Origin of the sequence: Rhizobium sp. CCGE 510, from assembly GCF_000292525.1 — a bacterium.
Lineage (GTDB): Bacteria > Pseudomonadota > Alphaproteobacteria > Rhizobiales > Rhizobiaceae > Rhizobium.
The window spans coordinates 1-26,042 of the sequence record NZ_AEYF01000004.1 but is presented as its reverse complement, the minus strand read 5'-3'; the positions used below and the strand labels follow the sequence as shown (position 1 = coordinate 26,042).

The 26,042-nt window shown below is 61.5% G+C and carries 26 protein-coding genes and 2 pseudogenes; 16 read left to right on the top strand and 12 right to left on the bottom strand.

The genetic code is table 11. From position 1 onward, the window contains the following. The first annotated feature begins 235 nt into the window (after positions 1-235). A complete protein-coding gene (locus tag RCCGE510_RS03615) occupies positions 236-883 on the top strand; it encodes a hypothetical protein (RefSeq protein WP_192815273.1) in 648 nt (215 codons plus the stop codon). 322 nt (positions 884-1,205) lie between these two features. On the opposite strand, the gene RCCGE510_RS03610 is transcribed toward RCCGE510_RS03615, so the two are convergent. From RCCGE510_RS03610 to RCCGE510_RS03595, 4 genes are all read right to left on the bottom strand, one after another. Then, positions 1,206-1,895: an HAD family hydrolase gene (locus RCCGE510_RS03610; RefSeq protein WP_007627244.1), complete on the bottom strand. Its 690-nt coding sequence runs from the start codon at positions 1,893-1,895 to the stop codon at positions 1,206-1,208. Positions 1,896-2,114: 219 nt separating this feature from the next. Beyond that, positions 2,115-2,417, bottom strand: a complete 303-nt coding sequence (locus tag RCCGE510_RS03605) for a DNA-binding transcriptional regulator (RefSeq protein WP_007627242.1) — start codon at positions 2,415-2,417, stop codon at positions 2,115-2,117. Beyond that, positions 2,401-2,784: a type II toxin-antitoxin system RelE/ParE family toxin gene (locus RCCGE510_RS03600; protein ID WP_240539622.1), complete on the bottom strand. Its 384-nt coding sequence runs from the start codon at positions 2,782-2,784 to the stop codon at positions 2,401-2,403. The genes RCCGE510_RS03605 and RCCGE510_RS03600 overlap by 17 nt, the downstream gene beginning before the upstream one ends. A gap of 243 nt (positions 2,785-3,027) precedes the next feature. Beyond that, a complete protein-coding gene (locus RCCGE510_RS03595; protein ID WP_007627238.1) occupies positions 3,028-4,854 on the bottom strand; it encodes a methyl-accepting chemotaxis protein in 1,827 nt (608 codons plus the stop codon). A 361-nt stretch (positions 4,855-5,215) separates the two neighbouring features. Here RCCGE510_RS03595 and RCCGE510_RS03590 point away from each other — a divergent pair, with 361 nt between their 5' ends. Beyond that, positions 5,216-5,434 (top strand): hypothetical protein, encoded by a 219-nt coding sequence (locus RCCGE510_RS03590; protein WP_007627236.1) that lies wholly within the window; start codon positions 5,216-5,218, stop codon positions 5,432-5,434. A 266-nt stretch (positions 5,435-5,700) separates the two neighbouring features. Further along, positions 5,701-6,130: pseudogene (locus tag RCCGE510_RS03585) on the top strand (hypothetical protein). Between the two features lie 52 nt (positions 6,131-6,182). On the opposite strand, the gene RCCGE510_RS03580 reads toward RCCGE510_RS03585, so the two are convergent. Then, positions 6,183-6,869, bottom strand: coding sequence for a metalloregulator ArsR/SmtB family transcription factor (locus RCCGE510_RS03580; protein ID WP_007627233.1), 687 nt, complete (start codon positions 6,867-6,869; stop codon positions 6,183-6,185). A 70-nt stretch (positions 6,870-6,939) separates the two neighbouring features. On the opposite strand from RCCGE510_RS03580, the pseudogene RCCGE510_RS03575 reads away from it, so the two are divergent. From RCCGE510_RS03575 to RCCGE510_RS03550, 6 genes and pseudogenes are all read left to right on the top strand, one after another. After that, positions 6,940-7,268, top strand: a pseudogene (locus tag RCCGE510_RS03575) (NIPSNAP family protein). Continuing rightward, on the top strand, positions 7,265-7,618 hold the full coding sequence (locus tag RCCGE510_RS03570) for an antibiotic biosynthesis monooxygenase (protein WP_007627228.1): 354 nt from the start codon (positions 7,265-7,267) through the stop codon (positions 7,616-7,618). Before RCCGE510_RS03575 ends, RCCGE510_RS03570 begins: the two are co-directional and overlap by 4 nt. A 121-nt stretch (positions 7,619-7,739) precedes the next feature. After that, positions 7,740-8,381, top strand: coding sequence for a hypothetical protein (locus tag RCCGE510_RS03565; RefSeq protein WP_037077653.1), 642 nt, complete (start codon positions 7,740-7,742; stop codon positions 8,379-8,381). A gap of 60 nt (positions 8,382-8,441) precedes the next feature. After that, on the top strand, positions 8,442-9,065 hold the full coding sequence (locus RCCGE510_RS03560) for a hypothetical protein (RefSeq protein ID WP_157179865.1): 624 nt from the start codon (positions 8,442-8,444) through the stop codon (positions 9,063-9,065). A gap of 224 nt (positions 9,066-9,289) precedes the next feature. Further along, entirely contained in the window at positions 9,290-9,547 is a 258-nt protein-coding gene (locus RCCGE510_RS03555) for a hypothetical protein (RefSeq protein WP_240539620.1), read from the top strand. 179 nt (positions 9,548-9,726) lie between these two features. Next, entirely contained in the window at positions 9,727-10,881 is a 1,155-nt protein-coding gene (locus RCCGE510_RS03550) for a site-specific DNA-methyltransferase (protein WP_007627220.1), read from the top strand. Between the two features lie 114 nt (positions 10,882-10,995). Here RCCGE510_RS03550 and RCCGE510_RS03545 read toward each other — a convergent pair whose 3' ends face one another. The 3 genes from RCCGE510_RS03545 to mutY are packed head-to-tail and all read right to left on the bottom strand — an operon-like array spanning position 10,996 to position 13,087. Next, positions 10,996-11,361 carry a nuclear transport factor 2 family protein gene (locus RCCGE510_RS03545; RefSeq protein ID WP_007627218.1) on the bottom strand — a complete coding sequence of 122 codons (366 nt, stop codon included), beginning with the start codon at positions 11,359-11,361 and terminating at the stop codon, positions 10,996-10,998. A gap of 5 nt (positions 11,362-11,366) precedes the next feature. Continuing rightward, a complete protein-coding gene (locus RCCGE510_RS03540) occupies positions 11,367-11,981 on the bottom strand; it encodes an HAD family phosphatase (protein WP_007627216.1) in 615 nt (204 codons plus the stop codon). Next, entirely contained in the window at positions 11,978-13,087 is a 1,110-nt protein-coding gene (mutY, locus tag RCCGE510_RS03535) for an A/G-specific adenine glycosylase (protein ID WP_007627215.1), read from the bottom strand. Before mutY ends, RCCGE510_RS03540 begins: the two co-directional genes overlap by 4 nt. A 108-nt stretch (positions 13,088-13,195) precedes the next feature. Here mutY and RCCGE510_RS03530 point away from each other — a divergent pair, with 108 nt between their 5' ends. Then, the gene (locus RCCGE510_RS03530; protein ID WP_007627214.1) at positions 13,196-13,711 is read left to right on the top strand and encodes a DUF721 domain-containing protein; all 516 of its coding nucleotides are present in this window, start codon (positions 13,196-13,198) and stop codon (positions 13,709-13,711) included. Between the two features lie 38 nt (positions 13,712-13,749). Here RCCGE510_RS03530 and RCCGE510_RS03525 read toward each other — a convergent pair whose 3' ends face one another. Beyond that, complete coding sequence (locus RCCGE510_RS03525) at positions 13,750-14,109, bottom strand: hypothetical protein (protein WP_007627213.1); 360 nt, start codon at positions 14,107-14,109, stop codon at positions 13,750-13,752. A 487-nt stretch (positions 14,110-14,596) separates the two neighbouring features. Here RCCGE510_RS03525 and RCCGE510_RS03520 point away from each other — a divergent pair, with 487 nt between their 5' ends. From RCCGE510_RS03520 to ppdK, 4 genes are all read left to right on the top strand, one after another. Beyond that, positions 14,597-14,821 carry a DUF6290 family protein gene (locus RCCGE510_RS03520; protein ID WP_007627212.1) on the top strand — a complete coding sequence of 75 codons (225 nt, stop codon included), beginning with the start codon at positions 14,597-14,599 and terminating at the stop codon, positions 14,819-14,821. Between the two features lie 229 nt (positions 14,822-15,050). Continuing rightward, positions 15,051-15,827, top strand: coding sequence for a DsbA family protein (locus tag RCCGE510_RS03515; RefSeq protein WP_007627211.1), 777 nt, complete (start codon positions 15,051-15,053; stop codon positions 15,825-15,827). A 309-nt stretch (positions 15,828-16,136) separates the two neighbouring features. Continuing rightward, entirely contained in the window at positions 16,137-19,598 is a 3,462-nt protein-coding gene (locus RCCGE510_RS03510) for a chromosome segregation SMC family protein (RefSeq protein WP_007627210.1), read from the top strand. A gap of 604 nt (positions 19,599-20,202) precedes the next feature. Then, the gene (ppdK, locus tag RCCGE510_RS03505; protein WP_007627209.1) at positions 20,203-22,866 is read left to right on the top strand and encodes a pyruvate, phosphate dikinase; all 2,664 of its coding nucleotides are present in this window, start codon (positions 20,203-20,205) and stop codon (positions 22,864-22,866) included. Between the two features lie 11 nt (positions 22,867-22,877). Here the strand turns inward: ppdK and RCCGE510_RS03500 are convergent, their stop codons facing one another. Beyond that, positions 22,878-23,153, bottom strand: coding sequence for a hypothetical protein (locus RCCGE510_RS03500; protein WP_007627207.1), 276 nt, complete (start codon positions 23,151-23,153; stop codon positions 22,878-22,880). Positions 23,154-23,392: 239 nt separating this feature from the next. Beyond that, entirely contained in the window at positions 23,393-23,590 is a 198-nt protein-coding gene (locus RCCGE510_RS03495) for a hypothetical protein (protein ID WP_037077688.1), read from the bottom strand. Between the two features lie 104 nt (positions 23,591-23,694). Here RCCGE510_RS03495 and RCCGE510_RS03490 point away from each other — a divergent pair, with 104 nt between their 5' ends. Continuing rightward, a complete protein-coding gene (locus tag RCCGE510_RS03490) occupies positions 23,695-23,940 on the top strand; it encodes a hypothetical protein (protein ID WP_007627202.1) in 246 nt (81 codons plus the stop codon). Between the two features lie 28 nt (positions 23,941-23,968). Here the strand turns inward: RCCGE510_RS03490 and RCCGE510_RS03485 are convergent, their stop codons facing one another. Then, positions 23,969-24,358 carry a hypothetical protein gene (locus RCCGE510_RS03485; protein WP_007627196.1) on the bottom strand — a complete coding sequence of 130 codons (390 nt, stop codon included), beginning with the start codon at positions 24,356-24,358 and terminating at the stop codon, positions 23,969-23,971. Between the two features lie 344 nt (positions 24,359-24,702). On the opposite strand from RCCGE510_RS03485, the gene RCCGE510_RS03480 reads away from it, so the two are divergent. Then, complete coding sequence (locus RCCGE510_RS03480) at positions 24,703-25,611, top strand: DUF1499 domain-containing protein (RefSeq protein WP_007627193.1); 909 nt, start codon at positions 24,703-24,705, stop codon at positions 25,609-25,611. The last annotated feature ends 431 nt before the right edge of the window (positions 25,612-26,042 follow it).

Below are 26,042 nucleotides of genomic sequence, written 5' to 3'. Positions count from 1 at the left end.
GTGGCCCGCACTGCCGGAAACCGGGCCCGGAAATCGAGAAGGGGCTGCCTTCAGGCCATACCATCGCCGTTATCTTGTTGAAGTTGCCCGCATCCGGCGGCGAAAAGTGCATCAAAACGGTGCTGACCCAATCGATTTTTGTTTGCGCCGCTGATATAGACCATCGCAAACCGTCGTGAAAGGCCTCACGGAAAAGACATGAGGCTTCAAGAAACGCTTGTACAAAGGGTGGAACATAGTGCTCGGCAAGGTCTCGCGTCTCATCGTCTCAGCTTCTCTTCTTGCCCTGCTCGCCGGCTGCGATACGCTTGGTACCGGTGGTGATGCCAAGTCATCGGCACCGCCGACGCAGCCGAACGGCACCGCCCAGATCATGCCGCTGGCACCCGCCAACCCATCCTCGAACAATCCTTCGATCGGCACGGCGACGACCGCACAGGGCGCCGTCGCTCCCGTCGTCCAGGGCGCCTGCCCACAGATCTTCATGCGCGACCAGGATGCGATCTTCCGCACCTATGCCAAGGGCAAGAAGGACGATCCGCAGCAGATCGTTTTCCAGGCCTCCTTCGGCGATTACACCCGCCAGTGCACGCTGAGCGACACCAACCTGACGATGACCGTCGTTGCCCAGCTGCGCCTGATCACCGGCCCGGCCGGCGCCCCCGGCCCGGTGACCCTGCCGATCCGCATCACCATCCTCGACGGCGAGACCGTGCTCTATTCCGAGGTCACCAAATTCCCGACCGAAATCCCGGCGGGTGCGCCGGGCACCCAGGTGGTCTTCCGCAAGGACGGCATCAAGATGCCGGTCGGCTCCGGCGCCCTGGTGCGCGTCAATGTCGGCTTCGACACCCAGCCTGCAAAGACCAAGAAGAACAGCTAAGCTACTTCCGAAAAGTGGGCTTGGCCCGCAGCGTTAGGATCGTGACATCCCGGCCTGGGAGATCGGCGAGGGCTGCCCCTCATCCGGCTGCCGCCACCTTCTCCCCGTAAACGGGGCGAAGGGATATGCCGCAAGCTCTCCGTCCTTCGCCAACATCTCGCGGGGCACGTCCCCTCTCCCCGTTTTTTACGGGGAGAGGGTTAGGGTGAGGGGCAGTTATCGGCACGAACCGGGCAGCGGTGGCTCAAGCCCGACGAGGACGGAGCGGGGGAGGCTGGAGAGCAATTCCCAGCAAAAGGCGGGCGCCGGCACTTGTCTCAACTCAGAGAACGTTGTCCCAGGCCGCCAGCGCGGCGACGACGCCTGGCAGGTCGTTCATGCGGGAGATCGCCGTTTCGGCGCCGGCATCCGTCAGTTTGTCGGCATGGGCGGGATAGCTGTGCGAAGCGCCGGTAAAGCCGATGACCCGCATGCCGGCGGCGCGCGCCGCATGGACGCCATGCACGGAATCCTCGACGACGACGATCTTGTCGGGCGACACGCCCATCTGGCTTGCGCCGTGCAGGAAGATGTCGGGCTTCGGCTTGGCGCGGTCGGGGCCGAGATCCTTGGCGGAGAAGATATGGGGCGCAAACAGCGGCTTCAGCCCCACCTTGCTCAGCATCATGTCGAGCCGCTTGCTGCTCGAATTCGAGCAGATGCAGCGCTTCATCGGCAGCCTGGAAACGGCGAATTCGACGCCCGCAATCGCCTCGACGTCATTCGCCAGCCTGGTGTCGAGCAGCTGCTCGGATTTTTCCAGCAGCGAGGCCGAAAACGGGATGCTCGCCTCGCGCTCGATCTGCAGCAGGATGTTGCGCCATGTCATGCCGGCAAAGCGTTCGCCCATTTCCTCGACGCTGATCGGATATCCCGCCTCCGTCAGCAGCGCCGATTCAACCTCCGCGGCGATGATTTCGGAATCGACGAGAACGCCGTCGCAATCGAAGATGATGAGGTCGAAGCCGTTCATATGTTCACGCCTTGCTGCAAGTCCGGGTCTTATCAGGGAATGCTGCGGCTTTACACGATGGCCAGCCAAAGCTCAACCGGATCCCAAGCATGGCTGCGATGCGGCAAGCGACCGGCTCCGTGGTCGCTGCCGGATCGCGCCGGCGGCCTTACTGCTGCATCCATAAGCCGTCAAAAATGCCCGCACAGGATGGGCAGATCGTTTCCGGTCAGCAAGCTGCTATCGCAGCACTTCCAGCCCTTTTCGTTCGACAAGATCAAGGATCTTAATGGCCGTGCTGCTGGGTTTCTTCGTTCCTTGTTCCCATGCGGCAACGGTGATCTTCTTGACGTTGATGAACTCGGCAAACACGGCCTGACTGACCTTGTTTGCATTTCGAATCCTCTTGATTTCCTCGGGCGTGTAGTCACGAAGAGGAGGAAGGCAAAGAGCGTCGAACTCCCTCATCGTCAGATCGTCGACAAAGCCGGCTTCGTGCAGTCGCGCGGCAGACTTATGAACGTTCTTAAGAATCCTGCTCATGGCACTGGATCTCCAGTATCTGTTTCTTTTCGATCATCTCAGCAAGTTTCCTGTCGTCGGCGCGCATGTAGATATCACATAGCTTTCGGAGCGCTTCCTTCTCTTTCCTGGTGATATTGTCAGTCTCATTCTTGGCGAAGCCGTGTATGAAAATAAGCCTGTCGGCCTGACGATAGCCAATGATCGTCCGGTAGCTTCCAGGTTTGCCACGCCCAGGAGCCGCCACTCGCTTCTTGAGAAGAAAGCCGCCCAATCTCGCGTCGATCAATCCCGCTTCGATCTCCTTCGCGGCCATACACAACATCATATCCGTCACGCCGTAATCGCCGGCCCAGTCATCGAACTCCAAATCCTTCAGAATTCTCACCGGCAATATATTACTCCGTAATATAGATATCAAGTCGACGCGGCAGGTTTGGCGGCCGCCGGAATTCAGGGGATCGAGCGGTTTTGAGGCCGCATTGAGCCCTTCTCGGTGAGGTCTGGAGGGCAGGGCTTGCCGAGGCCACCGGCAAAATAGCCCCGCCTTTCGCTCGGATCGAGGCTGGAGCGAAAGGCGGCGGTTTGAGGTCGCGGATGTCGTAGAATGATGGCGAGTGGAAAGAAGCCGTCAGGCCGCCAGCTGCCCGCCGCGTCGTCCGGACTGCGTCGAAGCGGTCGCACGCAGTTTGAAGCGGGAAACCAGTTCACGCAGCTTGGCAGCTTCCTGAGCCAGATGACCGGATGCGGCGGTCGATTCTTCCACCATCGCTGCGTTCTGCTGGGTCACCTGATCCATCGAATTGACGGCGGTATTGACTTCGGCAAGCCCGGTCGACTGTTCTCTGGCCGATACGGCGATGGCATCCATGTGCTGATTGATGCGGGCGATCTGTTCGCTGATGGCGCTCAGAACTTGGCTGGTGTCGAGAACCAGTTTGACGCCGCTTTCGACTTCCACCGACGATTTCTGGATGTGGCCTTTGATTTCCTTTGCCGCCTGCGCCGAGCGCTGGGCAAGTTCGCGGACTTCCTGGGCCACCACCGCAAAGCCCTTGCCCGCTTCTCCGGCGCGTGCGGCTTCGACGCCGGCATTCAGTGCCAGCAGATTGGTCTGGAAGGCGATCTCGTCGATCACGCCGATAATGCTGGAGATTTGCTGCGACGACGCTTCGATGCGGCGCATGGCTTCTTCGGCATGGGACACGACCTCGGAAGATTTGGCGGCATTGCGGTTTGCATCGGTCGCTTCAGTGCGCGCCTCGTCGGTCCGCTTGCTGGAGTTCGAGACATTGGCGGTAATCTGGTCGAGCGCTGCGGCGGTTTCTTCGAGCGAGGCTGCCTGTTGTTCGGTCCGTTTTGACAGATCGCTGGCCCCGGATGCGATTTCCCTTGTACCTTCGTCGATCGCGGCAATGGCGGCAGCGATAGCGCCGAGGGTTTGGTCGAGCTGGCGGATCGACATGTTGAAATCATGCCGGAGGCCCTCGAAATCGGGCGCGAACGGCTCTTCGATCTGGAAGGCGAGGTCGCCTGAGGCAAGCCGCTTCAGACCTGCGGCAAGGCCCGCTGTCGCCGCCCGCAGCCGTTCGGCCGCATCCTCCTCAGCCTGCTTGCGGGCCGTGACCCGTTCGGTTTCGCCCTCCAGCCGAGCTGCCGCGGCGTCCTGCTCCAATTGCTTGTTGGCAATTGCTGCCTGGCGGAAGACTTCGACAGCCGAGGCCATGGTGCCGATTTCATCGGAGCGGCCAATGCCGGTGCAGGCAATGGCCGTGTCACCATCGGCGAGCCTCTGCATATCGCTGGAAAGCGAAAGGATCGGTTTGGTGACGGTCTTGCGGGTAAGGAAATAGAGGCCAATGGCGAACAGCGCGGCCGCGGCCAGCAGCGCCTTCAGAACGATATCGACCGAGGCTTTGATGTCGGAGCTATGCTTGGAAATGTCATCCGATACAGCGGTGATCTGGTCCCCGGCCTGTTCCATCGCCGTTTCCAATGTCGAGAACTGCTGCATGAATTCGGGCAGCGCCTTCAAAGCCGCTGACGGATCCTTGCTGGCAAGATCGACCATCTTGGTGGCGCTTTCAACATAGACAAGAAGCGGACGTTCGATGCCGGCAAGCACCGTTTTCGTTTGTCCATCGGAGACAAGAGCCTTGTTGGCGTCAATCATCTCCCGGAACGATGCCTCGTGCTCCACCAGATCCGCCTTTACCGCGGCTGGGTCGAGGCCTGCCGCCGGGTTGGATGCCAGCAAGGAGGCGAGCACATCGGCACGCAGCGCGTCATGCATCATGTCGGCCTGCATGTGATTGCGCAGAATTTGCGCTGACTGGGCGACATCGGCGCCGTTTGCCGAGAGGGTGGAGGCAGACCAGATGCCGACCTCCGTGGCGCCGCCCGCCAAGGCGAAAATCGCAACGCTTGCAATGATGATCTTATTCTGGATCGACGCCATATCCGGGCTCTCACGTTAATGTAGAACCTGAGAATATCGGAACATGCTTAATGATTTCTCAGCGAGACGTTTGGTAAGCCGCGCAAAAACAATAGGTTGCACTTGTTGTCTCATTCGATGAGTAGTTGAATGCTCTGGCGGACCGTGCGGAGGAGGACCGCTTCAAGCACCGGCGCCATGCGCGCCGAGGCAAAGGCTCGCCCTCGATCGGGTGAGGCGAGCCCATCTAACCCACTGTTGCGCCAGGATGATCTCTGATTGGTGGTATTCTCGACCGGCTTCTCGCCGGGCACATGCGACACCATCTTCGTTGCGGGCTCACGGGCATGGGCGTAGCATGCAGGGCAACAGGAGAGGGACCATGAGGCTGTCAGTTCTTGTTCGATCGACGGCAGCCGTAGCGCTGCTCTTTGCCTTCACATCCACCGACGTCACCGCCAAGGGCGGCAAGCACCACAGAAGCTGTGCAGAGCTGCAGGCGATGATGGATCATGGGTTGACCGGCGGAAAACATGCCGGGGATGGGCCCGAAAAGAGGGCCAAGGTCCAAAGGAAGATGAGGAAGAAGGGCTGCATTTAGGCCTTGTCGGCTCAGAACTGACTGCCGCTCTCAATCCGAAAACCACGACGCCCAGACAATTCGACCAGGACGGGCGCGACAGGCTGTTGCCTCAAGCGAGGCGGGTGCGAGATCGATGAAATCCGCTTGAACGCCGGCCAGCTGCATCTCCGGGGCTACCCTTGGCATTCTCATGCACTAGATGGCGCTCGGGGAAGAGGACGCCACCGCCGCTATGGGGAAGAGGAGAGGCGGCATGCCAAAGAACGGACCAAAAGGAAGACTGCATGACGATCGAGGATATCATCGAAACCCTGGAAAAGACCGATATGCCCGACGGCCGGATCGACGCCTTCATCACCTGTGCGTTTTTGTTGAAGCAGCTCCGGCCCGCCGAGCCGACCGATTTCGACGGTCCCCACGACTACATGCCGAGCAGCATCAGGTCGCAGCACGGCTTCCTGATGGCGCGGCCGTTCACCCACGACGTCAATCATGCCATCGATCTCTGCCGGGAAGTCCGGCCGGATGCGGTCTGGCACCTGGCCCGCGGCCGCCAGACGTCGGACGATTGGCTTTACGGCGCGCAGCTGCGCGAGATCGAGGACGGCGAAAACGTGCTGGGCGAAGCCGAAAGCAATCACGCCGCACTGGCGCTCACTCTCGCGGCACTGCGGGCGCATGTGGCAGCAGGATGAGAAGAAGGCCGGCGCATAAGGCAGCACCAACCGGAAAGGCGCCGGCAAGTTTTTGCAGATCCGCAGCAAACCTATGCATCGATCGGGAAAAGCATCAGAAACTGCCGGTCGCCTTCCGGGGTGAAGAGGATCGAGCGGCTTTCGGCCGTGCGCCGCGCCCAGCCCTTGTCGAGGAAGTTTGACAGCAACGCCTTGCCGAGGCTGCCGGCGAGATGGGCGCGTCTTTCGCTCCAGTCGAGGCAGGAGCGGCAGAGCGGCCGGCGCGACGATCGGAGGTCGCCGACATCGATGCCGATACGTTGCAGATCGTTTTCGCCCTTTTCGGTCAGCGCCAACCCATCTCCGACCGCGTCGATCGAGCCTGAGGCAATCAGGCTGTCGAGCATGCGCACGCCGTAATCGCCGGCCAGATGATCGTAGCAGATGCGCGCCTTGCGCAACGCCGGCTCTTTCGGTCCCGGCTGGTGGCGCAGATGGCCGCGCCCGGCGGCAAAACCCATCATGCTTTCGATCAGCCGGGCGACGGCCTCGTCGGCCAATGTGAAATAACGATGGCGCCCCTGCTTGCGCTGGGCAAGCAGCCCGCCGGCCTCGAGCTTGGCAAGATGCGTGCTCGCCGTCTGCACGGTGATGCCGCCGACGCCGGCAAGCTCGGTCGCTGTCAGCGCCCGGCCGCCGGTGAGTGCGGCGAGCATGTTGGCGCGGGCGGGATCGCCGATGAGCGCGCCGATCTGCGCAATGTCAGGACCTTCCTTCATACTTCGATCGTAACCGAAGCATTGCCGTCAGGCAATGTGCGAAAAGGGTGGAGAGCAAAAGGAGAAACCGATGATTACCTGCTTCATCCGCTACGAAATCGACCCCTTCAAGAAAGAGGCCTTCGCCGAATATGCCCGCAACTGGGGCCAGACGATCCCGAAAAATGGCGCCGACCTGATCGGCTATTTCGGCCCGCACGAAGGTTCGGCGACGACGGCTTACGGCGTCTACAACATCGAAAGCCTCGCCGCCTACGAGGCCTACCGCGCCAGGCTGGCCGCCGATCCGCGCGGCCGCGAGAATTACGAATTTTCAGGCGCGAACGCTTCATTCTGAAGGAAGACCGCATCTTCCTCAAAAATGTCTCCGCCCCTCACGCCAAGCTGGTGCTGCCATGATCGCCGTCATCTTCGAAGTGGTGCCCTATATGGGTGAACGCCATAAATATCTGGATCTGGCCGGCGAGCTGCGAGAGGAACTCGAAAAGATCGACGGCTTCCTCTCGATCGAACGGTTCGAGAGCCTGACAAACCGCGGCAAGCTGCTGTCGCTCTCCTTCTTCCGTGACGAGGCGGCGGTCAAGGAATGGCGCAACCTCGAAGCCCACCGGGCCGCCCAGCAAGCCGGCCGCGGCGGTATCTTCGCCGATTACCGCCTGCGGATTGCCAGCGTCCTGCGCGATTACGGCATGTTCGAACGCGACGAGGCGCCGGCCGATAGCCGTAGCGTGCATGATGCGGCGCGATGATGGGGCCGTAGAGGCGCGGGCTGCTTTCGGTTGAATTCCGTTTTTCTCGCCATGACTTGCAATGGTTTCGAATATCTTCGAAAAGTAAGCCTTAAATTGCATTTTTAGGCTTGCATCCGGAATGGCTGATAGAAAAAATTATTCCCGCTATTTTCTTTCTCAAGCGGTCTTCATGGCATTTGCTTTGGCTGCTGTTCTTGCTCCAATCCCAGTTTTTGCACAGACGGGCGATGAGCAGCCGGCCCTTAAGAAGCAAGCGTTTAATCTGATCCGCAAGGGCAATTGCGCAGAAGCATGGAAAATCGTTTGGCATGAGGCGCGCCAGGGAAATTCACAAGCTTTGGCCTCACTTGCGGATCGGCTACTGCCTTTTGGAATTCTTGTGCCGCCATCCTATTTTCCGATTGCAGAAAATTTCGTGCAGCATTTCGAAGACCAGATTACCGCACTCAGCCTATATGCCTGGAGAAACCCCGAAATCGCAGAGGGTCTCAAAGTTCATGGGATTACGCTGAAAGACAGGTTTCCGAGGCATTTTGGGGATAAGAAATTAGTTGAAGATTACAGGCGTGTGGATGCTTGCTTAAAGAGCAATAAGAACACCGGGAAATGTGTCGAGCTTGCAATCAAATTGAAAATCATTCCGCCTTTCGACGTTTATGTTTCAATGATGGATATCGCTCCCCGCGAGGCATTTTGCATGGCACCGCCAGAGGGGCCGACGACGAAGGCGTCCGAGATGAAGCCTTTGAGTTCGCAATAGAGAGATACCGGAAATGCTAGGAATTAGAAGTCGGAGGGAGCGTTTCGATTGGAGTCGCACGTGTTCACCCAGATTAGTCTATTAGCACGGAAGCCGGCTTGGCTCATTGCAGCACTAATCTTAACTGCGCATTTGCTGCCGACGGTCGTCAACGCCAAAGATACCAAGGCAACGGCGTTTGAGGTAAAGATCGTGAAGCTGCTGGATAGCGGCGATTGCGCTCAGGCTTGGAAAGAGCTGTGGCGCCTTGCCAGACAGAGAGACCAGAAGACACTCAGCGATATCGTTTTCGCCGTCATTCCCTATAGGGCACTTGTTCCGCCTTCTTATTTCCCATTGACCGAAAACGCGCTCCAGAGCCATCTGATTAGTCATATGATCGCGCTCAAGCTCTACAACTGGAAAGACCCTGAGGTGAGCGCGGAGTTTGACAAATATGGTCTCAGCCTTGATTCAAATCCGCAAGAGATATTCGCGAACGCTGAGACTCAAGGTAATTATCAACGCGTCGATAGCTGTCTGAAAACACACAATGATAAAGAAACCTGCGTCAGCCTCGCCATTCAGCTCAAGGTTATTCCCACTTTCGAGTCTTATGTTGCCATGATGGATCATGCGCCCCGCGATGCTTTCTGTCTGCCTTTGCCCGGCCCGAAAAGAGACCACATTTCTCCGCGTCCCTGATGGGCGCAGACCGTCTCCCGCAGCGGGCGCAACCGATTTGAACTATGCGCGTGACAACGGATTATTTGATATAAAAGCGGAAGAAATGCTATCGACAGCCTAAATCTCAAACCAGACGGGGAAGCCAAATCGTGTGGGCTTCAAGGATCATAAAATTTACTTGGACGGCTATATTTTCCTTTATCTTCATTGTCTTAGCATTCCTCACACTTTCGACCGTTATCATGTACGTTCAGAATCCTGATTTTATCGGGGTGACATTTCCGGAACGAGCGGTCTCGGATGCCGCGCGCTTAACCGGCCGCAGTAAAAATGAAATCGATGGAGAATGCAGTATAAAAGGCAGCTATTTTGAGAAGCAAGTTAGCTGTGAAATGAGAAGAATGCAGGGTAATAAAATAACAGACACTGTGCTGTTGGAGTATACGCTGATGTTTGACTCGATAACGAGTATTGCCGATACCCGCGAAAATCTTGAATAGAGAGATGGTTGACGTCGTTTAACCGCAGTTCAGCCCTCGATGGGTTTCGACCATCCCCGCCGGCTCGCCTCGCCGCCGCCGAATAAATTCCCGAAATCGGCCACCGCTTCAGGCTTTGGTAACTAAGTTGCGTAACCATAACGGAGAGTTAAGCGTCAAGCGTATGAGTGAGTATCAGAATGGCATCAGTTTTTCCGCTTGCCGACCTCAAGGCTTCCGTCAGGTCGGGTTCCCGGCCGGATTCTAGGTCGGATTCCTGGGTCGACACGATCATCAAGGGTGATTGCGTCAGTGCCCTCGAGGCTTTGCCCACCCACTCCGTCGATATCATCTTTGCCGACCCGCCGTATAACCTCCAGCTCGGCGGAACGCTGCATCGTCCCGACCAGTCGCTGGTCGATGCCGTCGATGACGAATGGGATCAGTTCGCTTCGTTCGAGGCCTATGACGCCTTCACCCGTGCCTGGCTGCTGGCCTGCCGGCGCGTGCTGAAGCCGACTGGCTCGATCTGGGTGATCGGCTCCTACCACAATATTTTCCGCGTCGGCGCCACGCTGCAGGATCTGAACTTCTGGATCCTCAACGACATCATCTGGCGCAAGACCAACCCGATGCCGAATTTCAAGGGCCGCCGTTTCCAGAACGCCCATGAGACGATGATCTGGGCAAGCCCCAGTGCCAAGGCCAAGGGCTACACCTTCAATTACGATGCGATGAAGGCCGCCAATGACGATGTGCAGATGCGCTCGGACTGGCTGTTCCCGATCTGCAACGGCGGCGAGCGGTTGAAGGGCGAGGACGGCAAGAAGGTGCATCCGACCCAGAAGCCGGAAGCGCTGCTTGCCCGCGTCATCATGGCCTCGACCAAACCAGGCGATATCGTCCTCGATCCCTTCTTCGGCTCGGGCACGACGGGCGCCGTCGCCAAGCGCCTCGGCCGCCACTTCGTCGGCATCGAGCGCGAGCAGGATTATATCGATGCCGCATCGGCCCGCATCGCCGCCGTCGAGCCGCTGGGGAAGGCGGAACTGACCGTCATGACCGGCAAGAAGGCCGAGGTTCGCGTCGCCTTCAACGTGCTTGTGGAAAGCGGCCTGATCAAACCCGGCCAGGTGCTGACCGATGCCAAGCGCCGCTACAGCGCCATCGTGCGCGCCGACGGCACCGTGGCTTCAGGCGGCGATGCCGGCTCCATTCATCGTCTCGGCGCCAAGGTGCAGGGTCTTGATGCATGCAATGGATGGACCTTCTGGCATTTCGAAGACGGGCAGTCCCTGCGCCCGATCGACGATCTCAGGTCCGTAATCCGCAGTGATCTGGCAAAGGTGGAGTGAGCAGCACCTTCGGCGGATCGAAATACCTTCTTCCGGTTTCCTCCAGTTGCGGAAGAAGGCCAAGGCGCCCGGGGCTCGAACCTCGGGCGTCTTCTATTTTTGGCGATCCAATCGTCAGAACGCCTGATAATCGGTGACGTCGACGCGGGTGATGCGGCCTTCTTCGTTGAAGGTGATCGTCTCCTCGCCTTCGCGGACCAGCGGCTTGCCGGTCTGGCTGTGGGTGGCGCGCAGCGACCAGACGGCCCGGCCGGACAGCGGCGTCAGTGTCTCCACCAGCGAATTTTCCGCGGTCTGATCGGGATAGTCGTCGAAATACTTCCGGAAGGCGGCCATGATCTCGCCGCAGCCGGCCAGACTGCCGACGCCGTTCGAGACATAGGTGGCGTCCTCGGCGAAATAGGCCTCGATCGCCGGGAAATCCAGCGCGTTGATGGCGGCGTGAAAACGGTCGATTTCCTCTGCTGGGTCGAAAGCCATGGGTCTCAGACCTTCAATCCGTGAGCGGCGAGATCGCTGCGCAGCTTGTCGGCGCCCGAAAACAGCACCGCATTCCAGCCATAGGCCTTGGCGCCTTCGACATTGACCGGCGCGTCGTCGATGAAGATCGTCGCCGCCGGATCGAGGCCGAAGCTGTTCGTATGGGTCTCGTAGATGGCGAGATCCGGCTTGATCAGGCCGACATCGCCGGAAACGGTGACGCCGCGCGGCAGGGTGAGGAAGGGGAAACGCGCCTGTGCTTCGCGAAAAGTGTCCGAGGCGAAGTTGGTCAGCATCGTCACGTCGCGCCCTTCGGCAATCAGCCCTTCCATGATCGCGACGCTGTCCTCATAGGCGTGCGGCACCATCTCGTGCCAATATTTGCGGAAGGCCCGGATATGTTCCTCGCGGGCAGGGTGCTCTTTAATCAGCAGCGCTTCGGCCTCCGCCCAGGTGCGGCCGCGGTCCTGCTCGATGTTCCAGTCATGGGTGCAGATATTGGCGAAGAACCAGTTGCGCTCGGTCTCATCGGGAATGAGCCGGCTGAAGGCAAGATGCGGATCGTAATGAATAAGGACTTTGCCGATATCGAAAACAATATGCTTTATCTCGGTGGTCATGGTGGTCCCTTGGATGTTTTGAACGCGAGAGGAATAGCCGCTGCGATCGCTTTTTTCATGACGGTCGGCAAGGCCTGCGCCTCAAGATTTGTAACCGGCTCCCACCATTCGTCATCCCAGCCGCCTTTCGTTTTTGGCTTGCCAGCGAGCGCCGCCCGCCAGATCGACAGCCGGAGCTCGAAATGGGTGAAGACATGGATGACGGTGCCGCAGGCTTGCCAAGCCGCCTCGAAGGGCGCGGCTGAGGCTGAGGTTTCGCCGTCGAGCCGCGCCGTCCAGGCCGTTGTCGGCACCTCGGTCATCCCGCCGAGCAGGCCGCTGTCGATGCGCCGCCTGAGCAGGATCTCGCCGTCGCCGGTGACTGCGACAAAGGCCGCACCCTGGCGCACCGGCTTTTCCTTCTTTGCCGCCTTGACCGGAAAAAGTTCGGGATCGGAAAGTTTTAGCGCCTCGCAGGCGCCGCGGAACGGACAGAGTGAGCAGGCCGGCCGCTTCGGCGTGCAGATCGTTGCGCCGAGATCCATCATCGCCTGGGCAAAATCGCCGGGCCGGCCCGCCGGCGTCAGCAGCGCCACCTTCTGCCTCATCAGCGGCTTTCCCGCCGGAAGCGGCGTGTCGATCGCATAGAGCCGGGAGATCACCCGCTCGACATTGCCGTCCATCACGGCCGCCTGCCGGTTGAAGGCGATGGCCGCCACAGCAGCTGCCGTATAGTCGCCGATCCCAGGCAGCGATTTGAGCCCCTCTTCGGTATCGGGAAAGATGCCGCCATGGTCGTTTGCCACCGCTTCGGCGCATTTCTTCAGGTTGCGGGCCCGCGCGTAATAGCCGAGCCCCGCCCAGGCGGCCATCACCGCGTCGTTTTCGGCCGCGGCAAGATCGGTGACCGCAGGCCAGCGCTGCAGAAACTTGGAGAAATAGGGTTTGACCGCCTGCACCGTCGTCTGCTGCAGCATCACCTCGGAAAGCCAGACGCGATAGGGGTCGGGCTTGACGCCGCGCGCCGCCATGCCAGGCGAGATACGCCAGGGCAGATCGCGGTGGTGACGGTCGTACCAGTCGAGCAGGGGCTTTGCGGAGGGGGTGTCGATTGTCGTGAGCGTCATGATTTGCCGGGATCGGGGGAAGTGCCTATACTTGGCGAAGCAACGCCGCGCGATCAAGCCGGTGATGCGAATTGCCTGTGCGTTTGGCAGGGGCGTCCAAGGGTTTCGATGAGTTATCCACGCAAAGGTGCAAAGCAGATTTCCGAGCTGGCGAACGGGCTGATCGATCCCGTCCTTGCCCGCCGCGCCGGCATCAACACCGCCCTGCTCGGCTCGTGGAGCGAGATCGCCGGCGAGGATTTCGCCGATTGCACCCGGCCGGAAAAGATCGCCTGGGCCCGCGGCGGCAGTGAGGCCCGCGGCGGCAACGAGACCGGCGGCTTCCGCCCCGGCGTGCTGACGATCGCCTGCGAAGGCGCGCGCGCGCTTTTCCTCACCCATGCGCAGGGCGAGCTCATCCAGCGCATCAACAGCTTCTTCGGCTTCGCCGCCGTCCACCAGATCCGCATCGTCCAAAAGCCGGTCTCGAACCCCGCCCGCCGCTCCCGCACCCCGCCACCGCTGAAAGGCGAAGCCGCCCGCAAGCTCGAAGGCATGATGGAGGGCATCGAGGGCGACAAACTGCGCCAGGCGATCCAGCGCTTAGGGACCGCGGTGATGGGCAAGCGGGGGAGTGGGCGTTGATGAGTAAACCAGGCGAGTCAAAACCGTCTTCCGGACGTTTAGTTTTTTGATCCTGCTTCAACACGCTCGCGGGTGACGGGGAATTCGACTCTGCCCGAGATCGTATAGGGCTCGCATTGCGTGATCGCGTCAGCGACCAATGGGGCCGCGGTTTTCTCCCATTCTGATGGCGGGGAGAGAAAATTGATGGACAAAAAATCAGCAGATCCATCCTTGATGACCGCGACAACCGCGAAGTTATAAACGCTGGGTGCTTCCGCAGGTAGCTTCAAACATTTAAGCATCTGATTAAAAATAATATTCCCGCTGTCTTCGGCGGCGCGCGCGCTGGTGACGCTTATGGCTAAAGCAACAGCAATGAGCAGGTTATAGAGAAAAGACTTGGTTAAGGAATGCATTCAAATTATCCTGCTGAAAAGCCGTCGGAAAAATCAACACTCGATCTGCTGTATACCGTCAACGCCTGTTATTAGACATTGAAAGTCATCCTCCGCTTTTGACTGCGACCTGCACCAGGCGTCCAGTTTCGACAAGGCACGGCGGTGATGGGCAAAGCGGGGGATTGGCGCTAGAGAGCTTCCTAATTCCGATCCTGCGGTATGCACCAGCGGGGCGATGGTTCCCAGGCTTAAGGCCTGGGATGACGGAGATTGAGGAGCGCAACAGGCTGGAGGTGCCAGTGCCGCCCATGTCTTCACCTGTCGCTGTATTTCGAGAAGCCGACCCAGCCCTCCGTCGTGCTCGGGCTTGACCCGAGCATCCATGCACAAGCACCTGCTGGTATGGTTACTCAACGCGTCGCTGAAATACGCATGCATATCCGAGAGGCTACTGGTGATCGGGCTCTTTGGATGCCATACTTGTATAGCAGACAGGAGAAAGATCATGCTGGCCTTGCGGTTGCCGCCTGATATCGAAGCGCGGCTTGAGGAACTCGCTAAGCGCACGGGCCGCAGCAAAAGCTTCTATGCACGTCAAGCCATCATCGAACACCTTGACGATCTCGAGGATATCTATCTCGCCGAAAAACGCCTCGAAGAGCTTCGTCGGGAAGAGAGCGATAGCGTGCCGCTGGCCGAACTGGTGACGCGTCATGGCGTGGAGAATTGAGTTTCACCGAGCCGCCGAGCAATGAGCTTTGGAAGATTGGGCATGTGCGGATTGGCAACCGCCGCGATGTCTATCGATGAATCCGCAAGCCGACCGATCGCAATTTTGTCTGGCGGTCCCATCACGGTCACAATTCTTTGAAGGAAGTTGGTGAAGCGTGGCTTGTGAGCGGCCGCCAGCCGTTATATCGCACAGTCATGCCGTCACTCTCATTGCTTATGGGGAACCCATGCAGATGTCTGAAATGCAACTGACGAAACGCCGCCTCCTGGGTGGGATCGCCATCGCCGCAGCTGCCGCAGCGCTTGTCGCCTGCAACGACAGCAAAGACGCTGCCGATGCTTCGTCTTCCGGCAAGACCATGGCCGACGGCACCGATGTCGACACCATCCAGACGGCGGCCACGTCGGCGGCCGAAACCCCGCAATCCGATGGCGATGTCGACATGGCCGCGGTGCTGAAGCCCGGCCCGTTGCCTGAGATGGCGCTGGGCAAGGCTGACGCCCCGGTCAAGATCGTCGAATACATGTCGATGACCTGCCCGCATTGCGCCCATTTCCACAACACCACCTTCGATGCGATCAAGCAGAAATATGTCGACGCCGGCAAGGTGCAGTTCATCATCCGCGAATTCCCCTTCGACCCGCGTGCCGCCGCCGCCTTCATGCTCGCCCGCTGCAGCCCCGCCAATCCGGAGCAGTTGAGCACGCCGGAGCAGTATTTCCCGATGGTCTCCATGCTGTTCAAGCAGCAGCAGGTCTGGGCCGCCGCCGATGACGGCCGCTCCGCACTGCTGCAGATGTCGAAGCTCGCCGGATTTACTGAGGATAGCTTCACGAAATGCTTGACGAACCAGAAGCTTCTGGATGAAGTGAACGCCGTGCGGGAAAGAGGTTCCAAAGATTTCGGCGTCAACGCCACGCCGACTTTCCTCATCAATGGCAAGCGCTACTCTGGAGACATGCCGGTTGAAACCTTGTCGGGGCTCATCGACAGTCTGCTCTGAACCGAACCGTTTGACGACGACGGGCGACGGTGAAAGCCGTGCGCCCGTTTTTTTGTGGGGTAGCGGCAAGGGGCACCCCCCTCTGTCCTGCCGGACCCAGGGTCGAGCCACGGGTCTCGACCCGTCCTTCGGACCCCCACAGGTGGGGAGATCGGCTGGGCGCTCTGTCTCGGCTTTCATGACTGCTCCGCGCAGGCGCTTCGTTGTTTGGGGAAGGCCTAGCCACTTGCCGATCTCCCCCCTTGTGGGAGAGATGCCCGGCAGGGCAGAGGGGGGTTCCAAGCCCACCCGGCGCTGCGGAGCTTCTGCATGAAGTTCAACAAGCTGCGCCTGGTCGGCTTCAAATCCTTCGTCGAGCCGACGGAATTCATCATCGAGCGCGGGCTGACCGGCGTTGTCGGCCCGAACGGCTGCGGCAAGTCGAACCTTGTCGAGGCGCTGCGCTGGGTGATGGGCGAGAATTCCTACAAGAACATGCGCGCCTCCGGCATGGACGACGTGATCTTCTCCGGCTCGGGAAACCGCCCGGCCCGCAACACTGCCGAAGTGGCGCTCTATCTCGACAATGCCACGCGCACCGCGCCTGCCGCTTTCAACGACAGCGACGAGATCCAGGTCACCCGCCGCATCGAGCGTGAACAGGGTTCGCTCTATCGCATCAACGGCAAGGAAAGCCGCGCCAAGGACGTGCAGCTTCTGTTTGCCGATGCCTCCACCGGCGCCCGTTCGCCGTCGATGGTCGGGCAGGGGCGAATCGGCGAGCTGATCCAGGCAAAGCCGCAGGCCCGCCGCCAGCTCTTGGAAGAGGCGGCCGGCATTTCAGGTCTGCATTCCCGCCGCCACGAGGCCGAGCTGCGGCTGCGCGCCGCCGAGGGCAATCTCGAGCGTCTCGACGATGTCACCTCGCAGCTCGAAAGCCAGATCGAGAGCCTGAAGCGGCAGGCCCGCCAGGCAAACCGCTTCAAGACGCTGTCGGCCGATATCCGCGCCCGCGAGGCGATGCTGCTGCATATCCGCTGGGTGCAGGCCAAGGAAGCCGAGGCCGAGGCCGACAGCGCGCTGAACCAGGCGACATCAGTCGTTGCCGAAAAGGCGCAGGCCCAGATGGAGGCGGCGAAGAACCAGGGTATCGCCAGCCTGAAGCTGCCGGAACTGCGCGAGGGCGAGGCCCGCGCCGCCGCCGCCCTGCAGCGGTTGCAGATCGCCCGCAGCCAGCTGGAGGAGGATGTCGGCCGCATCCTGCGCCGCCGCGATGAGCTGACCCGCCGTCTCGCCCAGCTTGGCGAGGATATCCGCCGCGAGGAGCGGCTGGTCGCCGACAATGCCGTCATCCTGGCAAGGCTCGATGCCGAAGAGGCCGAGATTTCCGAGGTGCTGGCCGATTCCGGTCGTTACGCCGAGGAGACCCGCGAGGCCTTCGAGGAAGCGGCGGCAAAACTTGGAGACAGCGAGCGCATTTTCACCCAGCTGACCGCCGAGCGCGCCGAGGCTGCCGCCGGCCGCAACCAGCTGGAGCGCGCCATCCGCGATCTCACCGATCGCCGCATGCGCCTCGAGCGCCAGATGGATGAGGCCAACGGCGAATTCTCAGTGATCGGCGAAAAGATCGCCGGCCTGCCCGACCCGGATGAAAAACGCGCCATCGTCGAGGCCGGCGAAATCGCGCTCGCCGACGCCGAAGCCGCCGTTCAGCTCGTCGAGCAGGCGCTTGCCGCCGCCCGCCAGACCGAGGCGCTGGCGCGCGCGCCGGTCGATCAGGCCCGCTCGAGCCTGAATGCGCTGGAAACCGAGGCCCGCACCATTTCCCGCATGCTCGCCGCGGGTGCCGCCGCCGGCAAATTCCCGCCGGTTGCCGATGAGCTGAAGGTCGATCGCGGCTTCGAAACAGCACTGGGTGCTGCCCTCGGCGACGATCTGGAATCGCCGCTTGCTGCCGAGGCCCCGGCCCATTGGTCTGACAATGGCGATGGCGCCGGCGATCCCGCACTTCCCACAGGCGTCACGCCGCTGCTTGCCCATATCAGCGCGCCCGCCGCACTCACCCGCCGCCTGCGCCAGATCGGCCTGGTCGGGGCGGGGGATGCCGAGCGGCTGATGGCAGCGCTGCAGCCCGGCCAGCGGCTGGTGACGAAAGACGGCGCCGTCTATCGCTGGGACGGCCACGTGACGGGCGCCGACGCCCCGAGCGCTGCAGCCCTGCGTCTTGCCCAGAAGAACCGTCTGACTGAGCTCGAAGGCGAGGCGGCCCTTGCCCGCGACGTGCTTGCCGAAGCTGAGGAGCGGCAGGCCGCCGCCGCTGATGCGATCCGCGGCGAGGAGCGCCGGCTTACTGATGCCCGCGACATGAGCCGGCTGTCGGCCCGCCACCTCGCCGAGGCGCGCGACGCATTGGTCGCCGCCGAACGCGCCTCCGGCGATCTGATCCGCCGCCGCGATGTTGTCAGCGAAGCCGTCAGCCAGCTGGGTTCGCAGCTGGAGGAGATCGCCATCCAGGAAGAGAATGCCCGCATCGAGCTGGAGGACGCGCCTGATCTGACTGCGATCGACGAGCGGCTGCGCTTCCAGCAGGCGGAGGTGGCGACCGATCGTGGCGCACTGGCCGAAAGCCGCGCCCGCCATGAAAGTCTGGCGCGGGAAAACGAGGCCCGCCAGCGCCGCATCCTGGCAATCGGCCAGGAGCGTGAGACCTGGCGCCAGCGGGCGGCAAGCGGTGAAGATCATGTCGCCACGCTGCGCGAGCGCGAGGAAGAGGCGCGCGAAGAGGCAGCCGAGCTCGAATTGGCGCCGGATGAATTCGACGACAAACGCCGGGCTTTGATGAGCGAATTGCAGAAGGCCGAAGAAGCGCGCCGCAATGCCGGCGATCTGCTGGCCGAGGCCGAACGCATCCAGCGCGAGGCCGACCACAAGGCGACGACCGCACTGTCGGAACTTGCCGAATGCCGTGAACGCCGCGGCCGCGCCGAGGAGCGCCTGGTCTCGGCCCGAGAGAAGCGCGGGGAAAACGAAAGCCGCATCCGTGAAGTGCTGAACGTTGCCCCGCACGAAGCGCTGCAGCTGACCGGGCGCCCGGCCATGCAGGCTCTACCCGATCCGCGCGAGGTTGAGCGCGAGCTGGAGCGTCTCAGGATCGAGCGCGAACGGCTCGGCGCCGTCAACCTGCGCGCCGACGAGGAACAGAAGGAGCTGAGCGACAAGCTCGAAGCGCTGATCCGGGAACGCGACGACGTCATCGATGCGATCCGCAAGCTGCGCGGCGCCATCCAGAGCCTCAACCGCGAGGGCCGCGAACGGCTGATCGCCGCCTTCGACATCGTCAACGCCCAGTTCCAGCGGCTGTTCACCCATCTGTTTGGCGGCGGCACCGCCGAGCTGCAGCTGATCGAATCCGACGATCCGCTGGAGGCCGGCCTCGAAATCCTGGCGCGGCCGCCGGGCAAGAAGCCGCAGACGATGACGCTGCTGTCCGGCGGCGAGCAGGCGCTGACGGCGATGGCGCTGATTTTTGCCGTCTTCCTCACCAATCCGGCGCCGATCTGCGTGCTCGACGAAGTCGACGCGCCGCTCGACGACCATAATGTCGAGCGCTATTGCAACCTGATGGACGAAATGGCGGCTTCCACCGAAACCCGCTTCGTCATCATCACCCACAATCCGATCACCATGGCCCGCATGAACCGCCTCTTCGGCGTCACCATGGCCGAGCAGGGCGTCTCCACCCTCGTCTCCGTCGACCTGCAGACAGCCGAACGCCTGCGCGAGATCGCCTGACCGGCTCCAGCAGACCAGCGCAATTTCAGCAAAGCTGCGACGCGGTTTTGCGCCCAGAAATTGCGTGAAATCAGAAAACTGGGAATAAACACCAAAAAAGGTCGGCTCTCTTGCCGCCTGTACCCCATTTGGGTGATGCTCTTTTCGCTGACTTGCATTAGAAGTTGTTTCAACGCAACCTAATTACTGAGCTGAAAAGCGGGCAATCAAGCGTTGCGTATTGTCGAATTTGCGTGCGGTTTTCCGGGCAAGGGCAAGAACCGGAAGCCGTTAGAGCAATTTCAGGGGAGGAGAGATCCGTTTTTCCCGGAGTTGCGTAAGATGACGGTCAGAGCGGTTCCTTTTTCAAAAAAGCTGAACCGTTCCTGGGTTGTGGGACCCCCCGTCCGGTTTTCCTGGCCGGACGGAAACAAGGCTTTGCGGGACATTGTTGCAGTCCCGCAAAGCTTTTTTTGTGCCTTTTTTCCGGCGTTCACGGTTTTAATCGTTTCGACTGTGGCGCGCACTCCAGATTTATTGTGCAACGCAACATTTCGCCGCATTTGTCGATTTTCATTTCAACACCAACGGATTAAGCTAATCCCGGTTTGGTGTTGGGGGGAAGATGACCAAGTGGGTCTATACGTTCGGCGACGGGCAGGCTGAGGGCCGGGCGCGCGATCACGAGATTCTGGGCGGCAAGGGTGCCAATCTGGCGGAAATGTGCGCCCTGGGACTTCCCGTTCCGCCGGGGCTGACGATCGTCAGCGATGCCTGCAACACCTATTACAAGAACGGCCGCCAGATTGAGAACGCTGTGAAGGCCGAGGTGCGCGCCGGCATAGCTGGCATTGAGGCAATCACCGGCCGCCGCTTCGGCGCCGGCAGCCAGCCGCTGCTGCTCTCGGTGCGCTCCGGCGCCCGTGTCTCGATGCCGGGAATGATGGACACCGTGCTCAATCTCGGCCTCAACGACGAGACCGTGCAGGCGCTTGGCCATGATGCCGGCGACGCCCGTTTTGCCTGGGACAGCTACCGCCGCTTCATCCAGATGTATGCCGATGTCGTCATGGGTCTCGGCAACGACGCCTTCGAGGAGATCCTCGAAGACGAAAAGGCCAAGCTCGGCCATGAAACCGATACCGAACTCAGCGCCTCCGAGTGGCAGCATATCGTCTTCCTCTACAAGCGGCTGATCGAGGAGGAGCTGGAGCAGGAATTCCCGCAGGATCCGGAGGTGCAGCTCTGGGGCGCGGTCGGCGCGGTGTTTTCCAGCTGGATGAATGCGCGCGCCGTCACCTATCGCCAGCTCCACAATATTCCGGAAGGCTGGGGCACGGCGATCAACATCCAGGCGATGGTCTTCGGCAATCTCGGCAATGCCTCGGCCACCGGCGTTGCCTTTACCCGCAACCCCTCGACCGGCGAAAAGGCGCTCTACGGCGAATTCCTGGTCAATGCGCAAGGCGAGGATGTCGTTGCCGGCATCCGCACGCCGCAAAGCATCACCGAGGAGGGCCGGATTTCCTCCGGTTCGGAAAAACCCTCGATGGAAAAGCTGATGCCGGAGGCGTTCCGCGAACTGTGCCGCATCTGCACCGAGCTCGAGATCCATTACCGCGACATGCAGGATATCGAGTTCACCATCGAGCGCGGCAAGCTGTGGATGCTGCAGACCCGCGCCGGCAAGCGCTCGACCCGGGCGGCAATGAAGATCGCCGTCGACATGGTCGACGAGAAGGTGATTACCGAAGAGCAGGCGGTGCTGCGCATCGAACCGTCGAGCCTCGACCAGCTGCTGCATCCGACGATCGATCCGCGTGTCACCCGCCAGGTGATCGGCACCGGGCTTCCGGCTTCGCCGGGGGCGGCCACCGGCGCTATCGTCTTTACCGCCGAAGAGGCCGTCGAGGCCGAGTCGGAGGGCCGCAAGGTCATTCTGCTCAGGGTCGAGACCAGCCCCGAGGATATTCACGGCATGCATGCCGCCGAAGGCATCCTGACCACGCGCGGCGGCATGACCAGCCATGCGGCGGTCGTTGCCCGCGGCATGGGCATCCCTTGCGTCGTCGGCGCCGGCACCATGCGCATCGATCAGCGCAACGAGCGGCTGCTCGGCATCGGCGTCACCCTGAAGAAGGGCGACATCATCACCATCGACGGTTCGGCCGGCCAGGTGCTGAAGGGCGAGGTGCCGATGATCCAGCCGGAGCTTTCGGGCGATTTCGGCCGCATCATGGGCTGGGCCGACCGCGCCCGGCGGATGACGGTGCGCACCAATGCCGATACGCCGGCCGATGCGATGGCCGCCCGCTCCTTCGGCGCCGAAGGCATCGGCCTTTGCCGCACCGAGCACATGTTCTTCGAGGGCGAGCGCATCCATGTCATGCGCGAGATGATCCTCGCCGTCGACGAGAAGGGCCGGCGGCTGGCGCTCGACAAGCTGTTGCCGATGCAGCGGCTGGATTTCACCGGCCTCTTCACCGTCATGCATGGCCTGCCGGTGACGATCCGCCTGCTCGACCCGCCGCTGCACGAATTCCTGCCGAAGACCGACGATGAGGTCGCCGAAGTCGCCTTCGCCATGGGCATGGAGGCGCAGGCTCTGCGCCAGCGTGTCGATGCACTGCACGAGTTCAATCCGATGCTCGGCCATCGCGGCTGCCGGCTGGCGATCTCCTATCCCGAAATCGTCGAGATGCAGGCCCGCGCCATCTTCGAGGCGGCGGTTGCCGCAGCCAAGGAGACCGGGGCCGCCGTGGTGCCGGAAATCATGGTGCCGCTCGTCGGCCTGCGTTCCGAGCTCGATTACGTCAAGGCGCGCATCGACGAGGTCGCGGGCGATGTCACGGCCGAGGCCGGCATGAAGATCGATTATCTCGTCGGCACGATGATCGAGCTGCCGCGCGCCGCCCTTCGCGCCCATGTGATTGCCGAAGCCGCCGAATTCTTCTCCTTCGGCACCAACGACCTGACCCAGACCACCTTCGGCATCTCGCGCGACGACGCCTCGGCCTTCATCCCCACCTATCAGCGCAAGGGCATCATCGAGCACGATCCGTTTATCTCGCTCGATTTCGACGGTGTCGGCGAATTGATCAGCATCGCCGCCGAACGCGGCCGGCGCACCCGCAACGACATGAAGCTCGGCATCTGCGGCGAACATGGCGGCGACCCGGCCTCGATCCGCTTCTGCGAAACCATCGGGCTGGACTATGTCTCCTGTTCGCCGTTCCGCGTGCCGATCGCCAGACTGGCGGCGGCGCAGGCGGTCATATCAGGGAAGTAGTCAGCTCGGCCTCAATGATGGTGCCGCCAGCGATCGCGGTAGATATACGGCCCGTTGAGATCCCAGGCCATGCTCTGCATCATCTCGGCACTTTGCGCCCGCGATTGGGCCCGCCGGTCGAGATCGATGCGCTGCAGGCAGGTGGCAAAGCCATCCGTGCCGCGCCGGAAGCCATAGCTCTGACACCGCCCTTCATCCGCCGCCCGCCGCTCCTCCGGCGTCATCGTCTGACAAGCGGACAGCCCGGCGGCGAGGGTGGCAATGGTGAGGAGAAGGCGGATGCGCATCGGTGTATTCCTTGCTTTTCCCTGAGGAAGCGGCAATCGGGTGCAGGCGTCAAGCGAGGAGATTGGCGAGGCCAGCCCCTCATCCGCCTGCCGGCACCTTCTCCCCGCGCGCGGGGCGAAGGAGACACGTCGCGACCTCTCCGTCTCTCGCATACCTCGCGCAGGCCACGTCCCCTCTCCCCGTTCTTTACGGGGAGAGGGCTAGGGTGAGGGGCAGCCATACGGCACAACCGACATCCTCACGCCGCCCCAGCTGGATCCCCGATCGGCAGCAGCGCCGGATTGAGCGGCGGGTCCTGCGGGTTCTTCGTGTCGGACGGGTCCTGTACCGGCGTCAGCGGCGGCTTTTGCTGGGTGGGGTCGGGAATGCCGGGGGTTGGCGTCGGGCCGCGCGGGGTGTCGGCATTCGGGATCGGCATCGGGTCTCTGTTGGGCATGATCGCCTCCTTTTCAAAAAAAGGAACGGCATCCCCGGCATATGGTTCCACTTTCGTCGCCGCAGATTCCTCTGTATGAGGAGCTGACAAACACTGGAACGAGCATGGCCATCCGCGATCGATTCTCGAAAAAACTGAACTGCCCGCAATGCGGCAATGAGGGCTTTGCCGAAGCTTCGGAGATCGACGATCCGAAGCGCAAGCACCCGGATTTCATGGTCGATCGGCTGCCGCGCGGCTTCGGCGTGCAACGGCCGTCCAACCACCAGGAGAATTTCGTCATCAAGTGCGAATGCGGCCGCAAGTTCCCGTTCCGCAGTGTTGCGGAAGCAGCGGCCGAGCGGCGCTAGCCCATACCCGGGATCATCCTCTGAAGCTCTAGATCCGCTCCAGCAGCTCGATAAAAGCTTCGGCAAAGCGCACCAGATGCGCGGTTTCCTCATCCGGCGCCTGCATGCGGATTTCGGTGCCGGCATAATCGAGCAGCGCCAGCACGACGCGCATCTCGCTGCCGTCATCGGGAATGCGCAGCACGGCGATGCGCCGGCAATCCTCGACGAGGCCGGCGGCCGGCAGGTCGAACAGCAATTCGCCGCCCGACCGTTGCGCTGCCTGGCGCACCGCCTCGCAGAAGCCGGCATCGCCGCCGGCATAACCTTCGAGCGAAAGCTCGAGCTCGAGCAGCTCCATCGGCAGCATCGGCTCGGTGTGGTCGATCCCGCCAAGCGTAGACGCCTGCGGCCTTGCGGCCATCTCGGTTGAAATCATCCCGTCTCTCCTTGCCTTTGAATTCGGAGATGAAACCGCGGCAGAATGGCCCTTTTTTGCCATATCAGCAAGGGCTTATGGAATCGCCCCGTTTTTGCCATGGTCTCTGCTCGCGAATTCCAGCTGATATTCCAACACAACAGTTTCAATTCAGCCGAATCTTGACCAGATCCGGATGATTTTAGGTCGGGCTGGCCTAAAATCTGAATCCGGATCTGGATCAAAGAAATAGAGCATGATGTCGACCGAAAACCGCTTCACACTTTTCGGCATCATGCTCTAAACAGGGATATGGCGATTTGCGTGGTTGAAGGCGCGGCGCTGACGAGCAACCGGTAAGTTTGATGGCCATCCGTTTCGACCGTCCCGTTTCCAGCGCCGCCCGCTTTTCGCGGCTGCTTGGGGCGTTTTCGCTGGTGCTGGCGCTGGCGGTGATGATCGCCCATCGCTTCGGCGGCCTCGCCACCCCCTATCTGGTGCTGCTGTTGATCGGCGCCGCCGGCTGCGCGCTGCTGGCCGCGATGCTCGCCGCCATCGGGCTGCGCAGCCTCTGGCTGACCGGCGCCGAAGGCGGGCTGGCGGCACTCGCGGCGCTGATCTACGCCGCCTTTCCCCTGGCGCTCGGCGCCTTTGCCACCGAACATTATCTGACCCTGCCTGATATCTACGACGTCTCCACCGATCCGGTCTCGGTGCCGGACTGGCTGTCACCGCCGAAATCCGACCAGATCTGGCTGAAGCGCAATCCGGTGACGCCGGAGGATCGTGAAAAGCAGCTGACCGCCTATCCCGAGCTGACCGGCCGGCGTTATGAGGGCGCGCTCGACCGCGTGCTGGAGGCGGTGCGCAAGGTCGCCAAGCACAGCGGCTATACCATCGTCAAGAGCACCGGCGATACCGAACCCGACCGCGACCCGGAGGACAAGCCGGCAAAGCCCGAGCCTGGCGACGACGCGGCCGTCGCCGATGCGCCCGATATCGTGCCGGTGCCGACGCCGCGCCCCTATGACGACGATGTCGCCAGGATGATCCGCGGCGCCAATGGCGTGACGCTGCAGGCAACCAACCGCACGCTGATCCTCGGCCTGCGCTTCGATATCCTCATCCGGCTGCGCGAGGAGGCCGAAACCACCTTCGTCGACATCCGCGTCGCCTCCCGCTACGGCCAACACGACCTCGGCTTCAGCGCCGACATCGCCGGCGATTATCTGAAGGCGCTGGATGCCGAATTGCTGGGAATTGCGGGTGGGTGAGCAACGGTGGCGCAAGGCGCCAGCAATCGATCCAGTGAATCGATTGCAGCGGCGAACGCCCTGAGCCCAAAGCGAAGGGCCGGGATAGGGTGCGCCAGGCTCAGGGCCTGTTATCAACGCGCACAAGCGAAAATTTTAGTGCAAGCGCCACCTCAACTTCCCTCATTCCTGTGCTCGTCACAGGAATCCAGTGCGCCCAAGTCCTTGGGCGCGGGAGACTTCCTTGCCATTCACCGCGCAGACGCGCGGTGGCTGGATTCCTGTGACGAGCACAGGAATGAGGGAGGAGAGGGCGGCCTGCTCAACGATCAGCCCTCATCCTGAGGCGCCCCGCAAGGGGCCTCGAAGGGCGAGGGCGGGTGGCTGCGGTGGCCAGCCCCGTCCTTCGAGGCTTCGCCCTATGGGCTACGCACCTCAGCAACCGTGTTGTT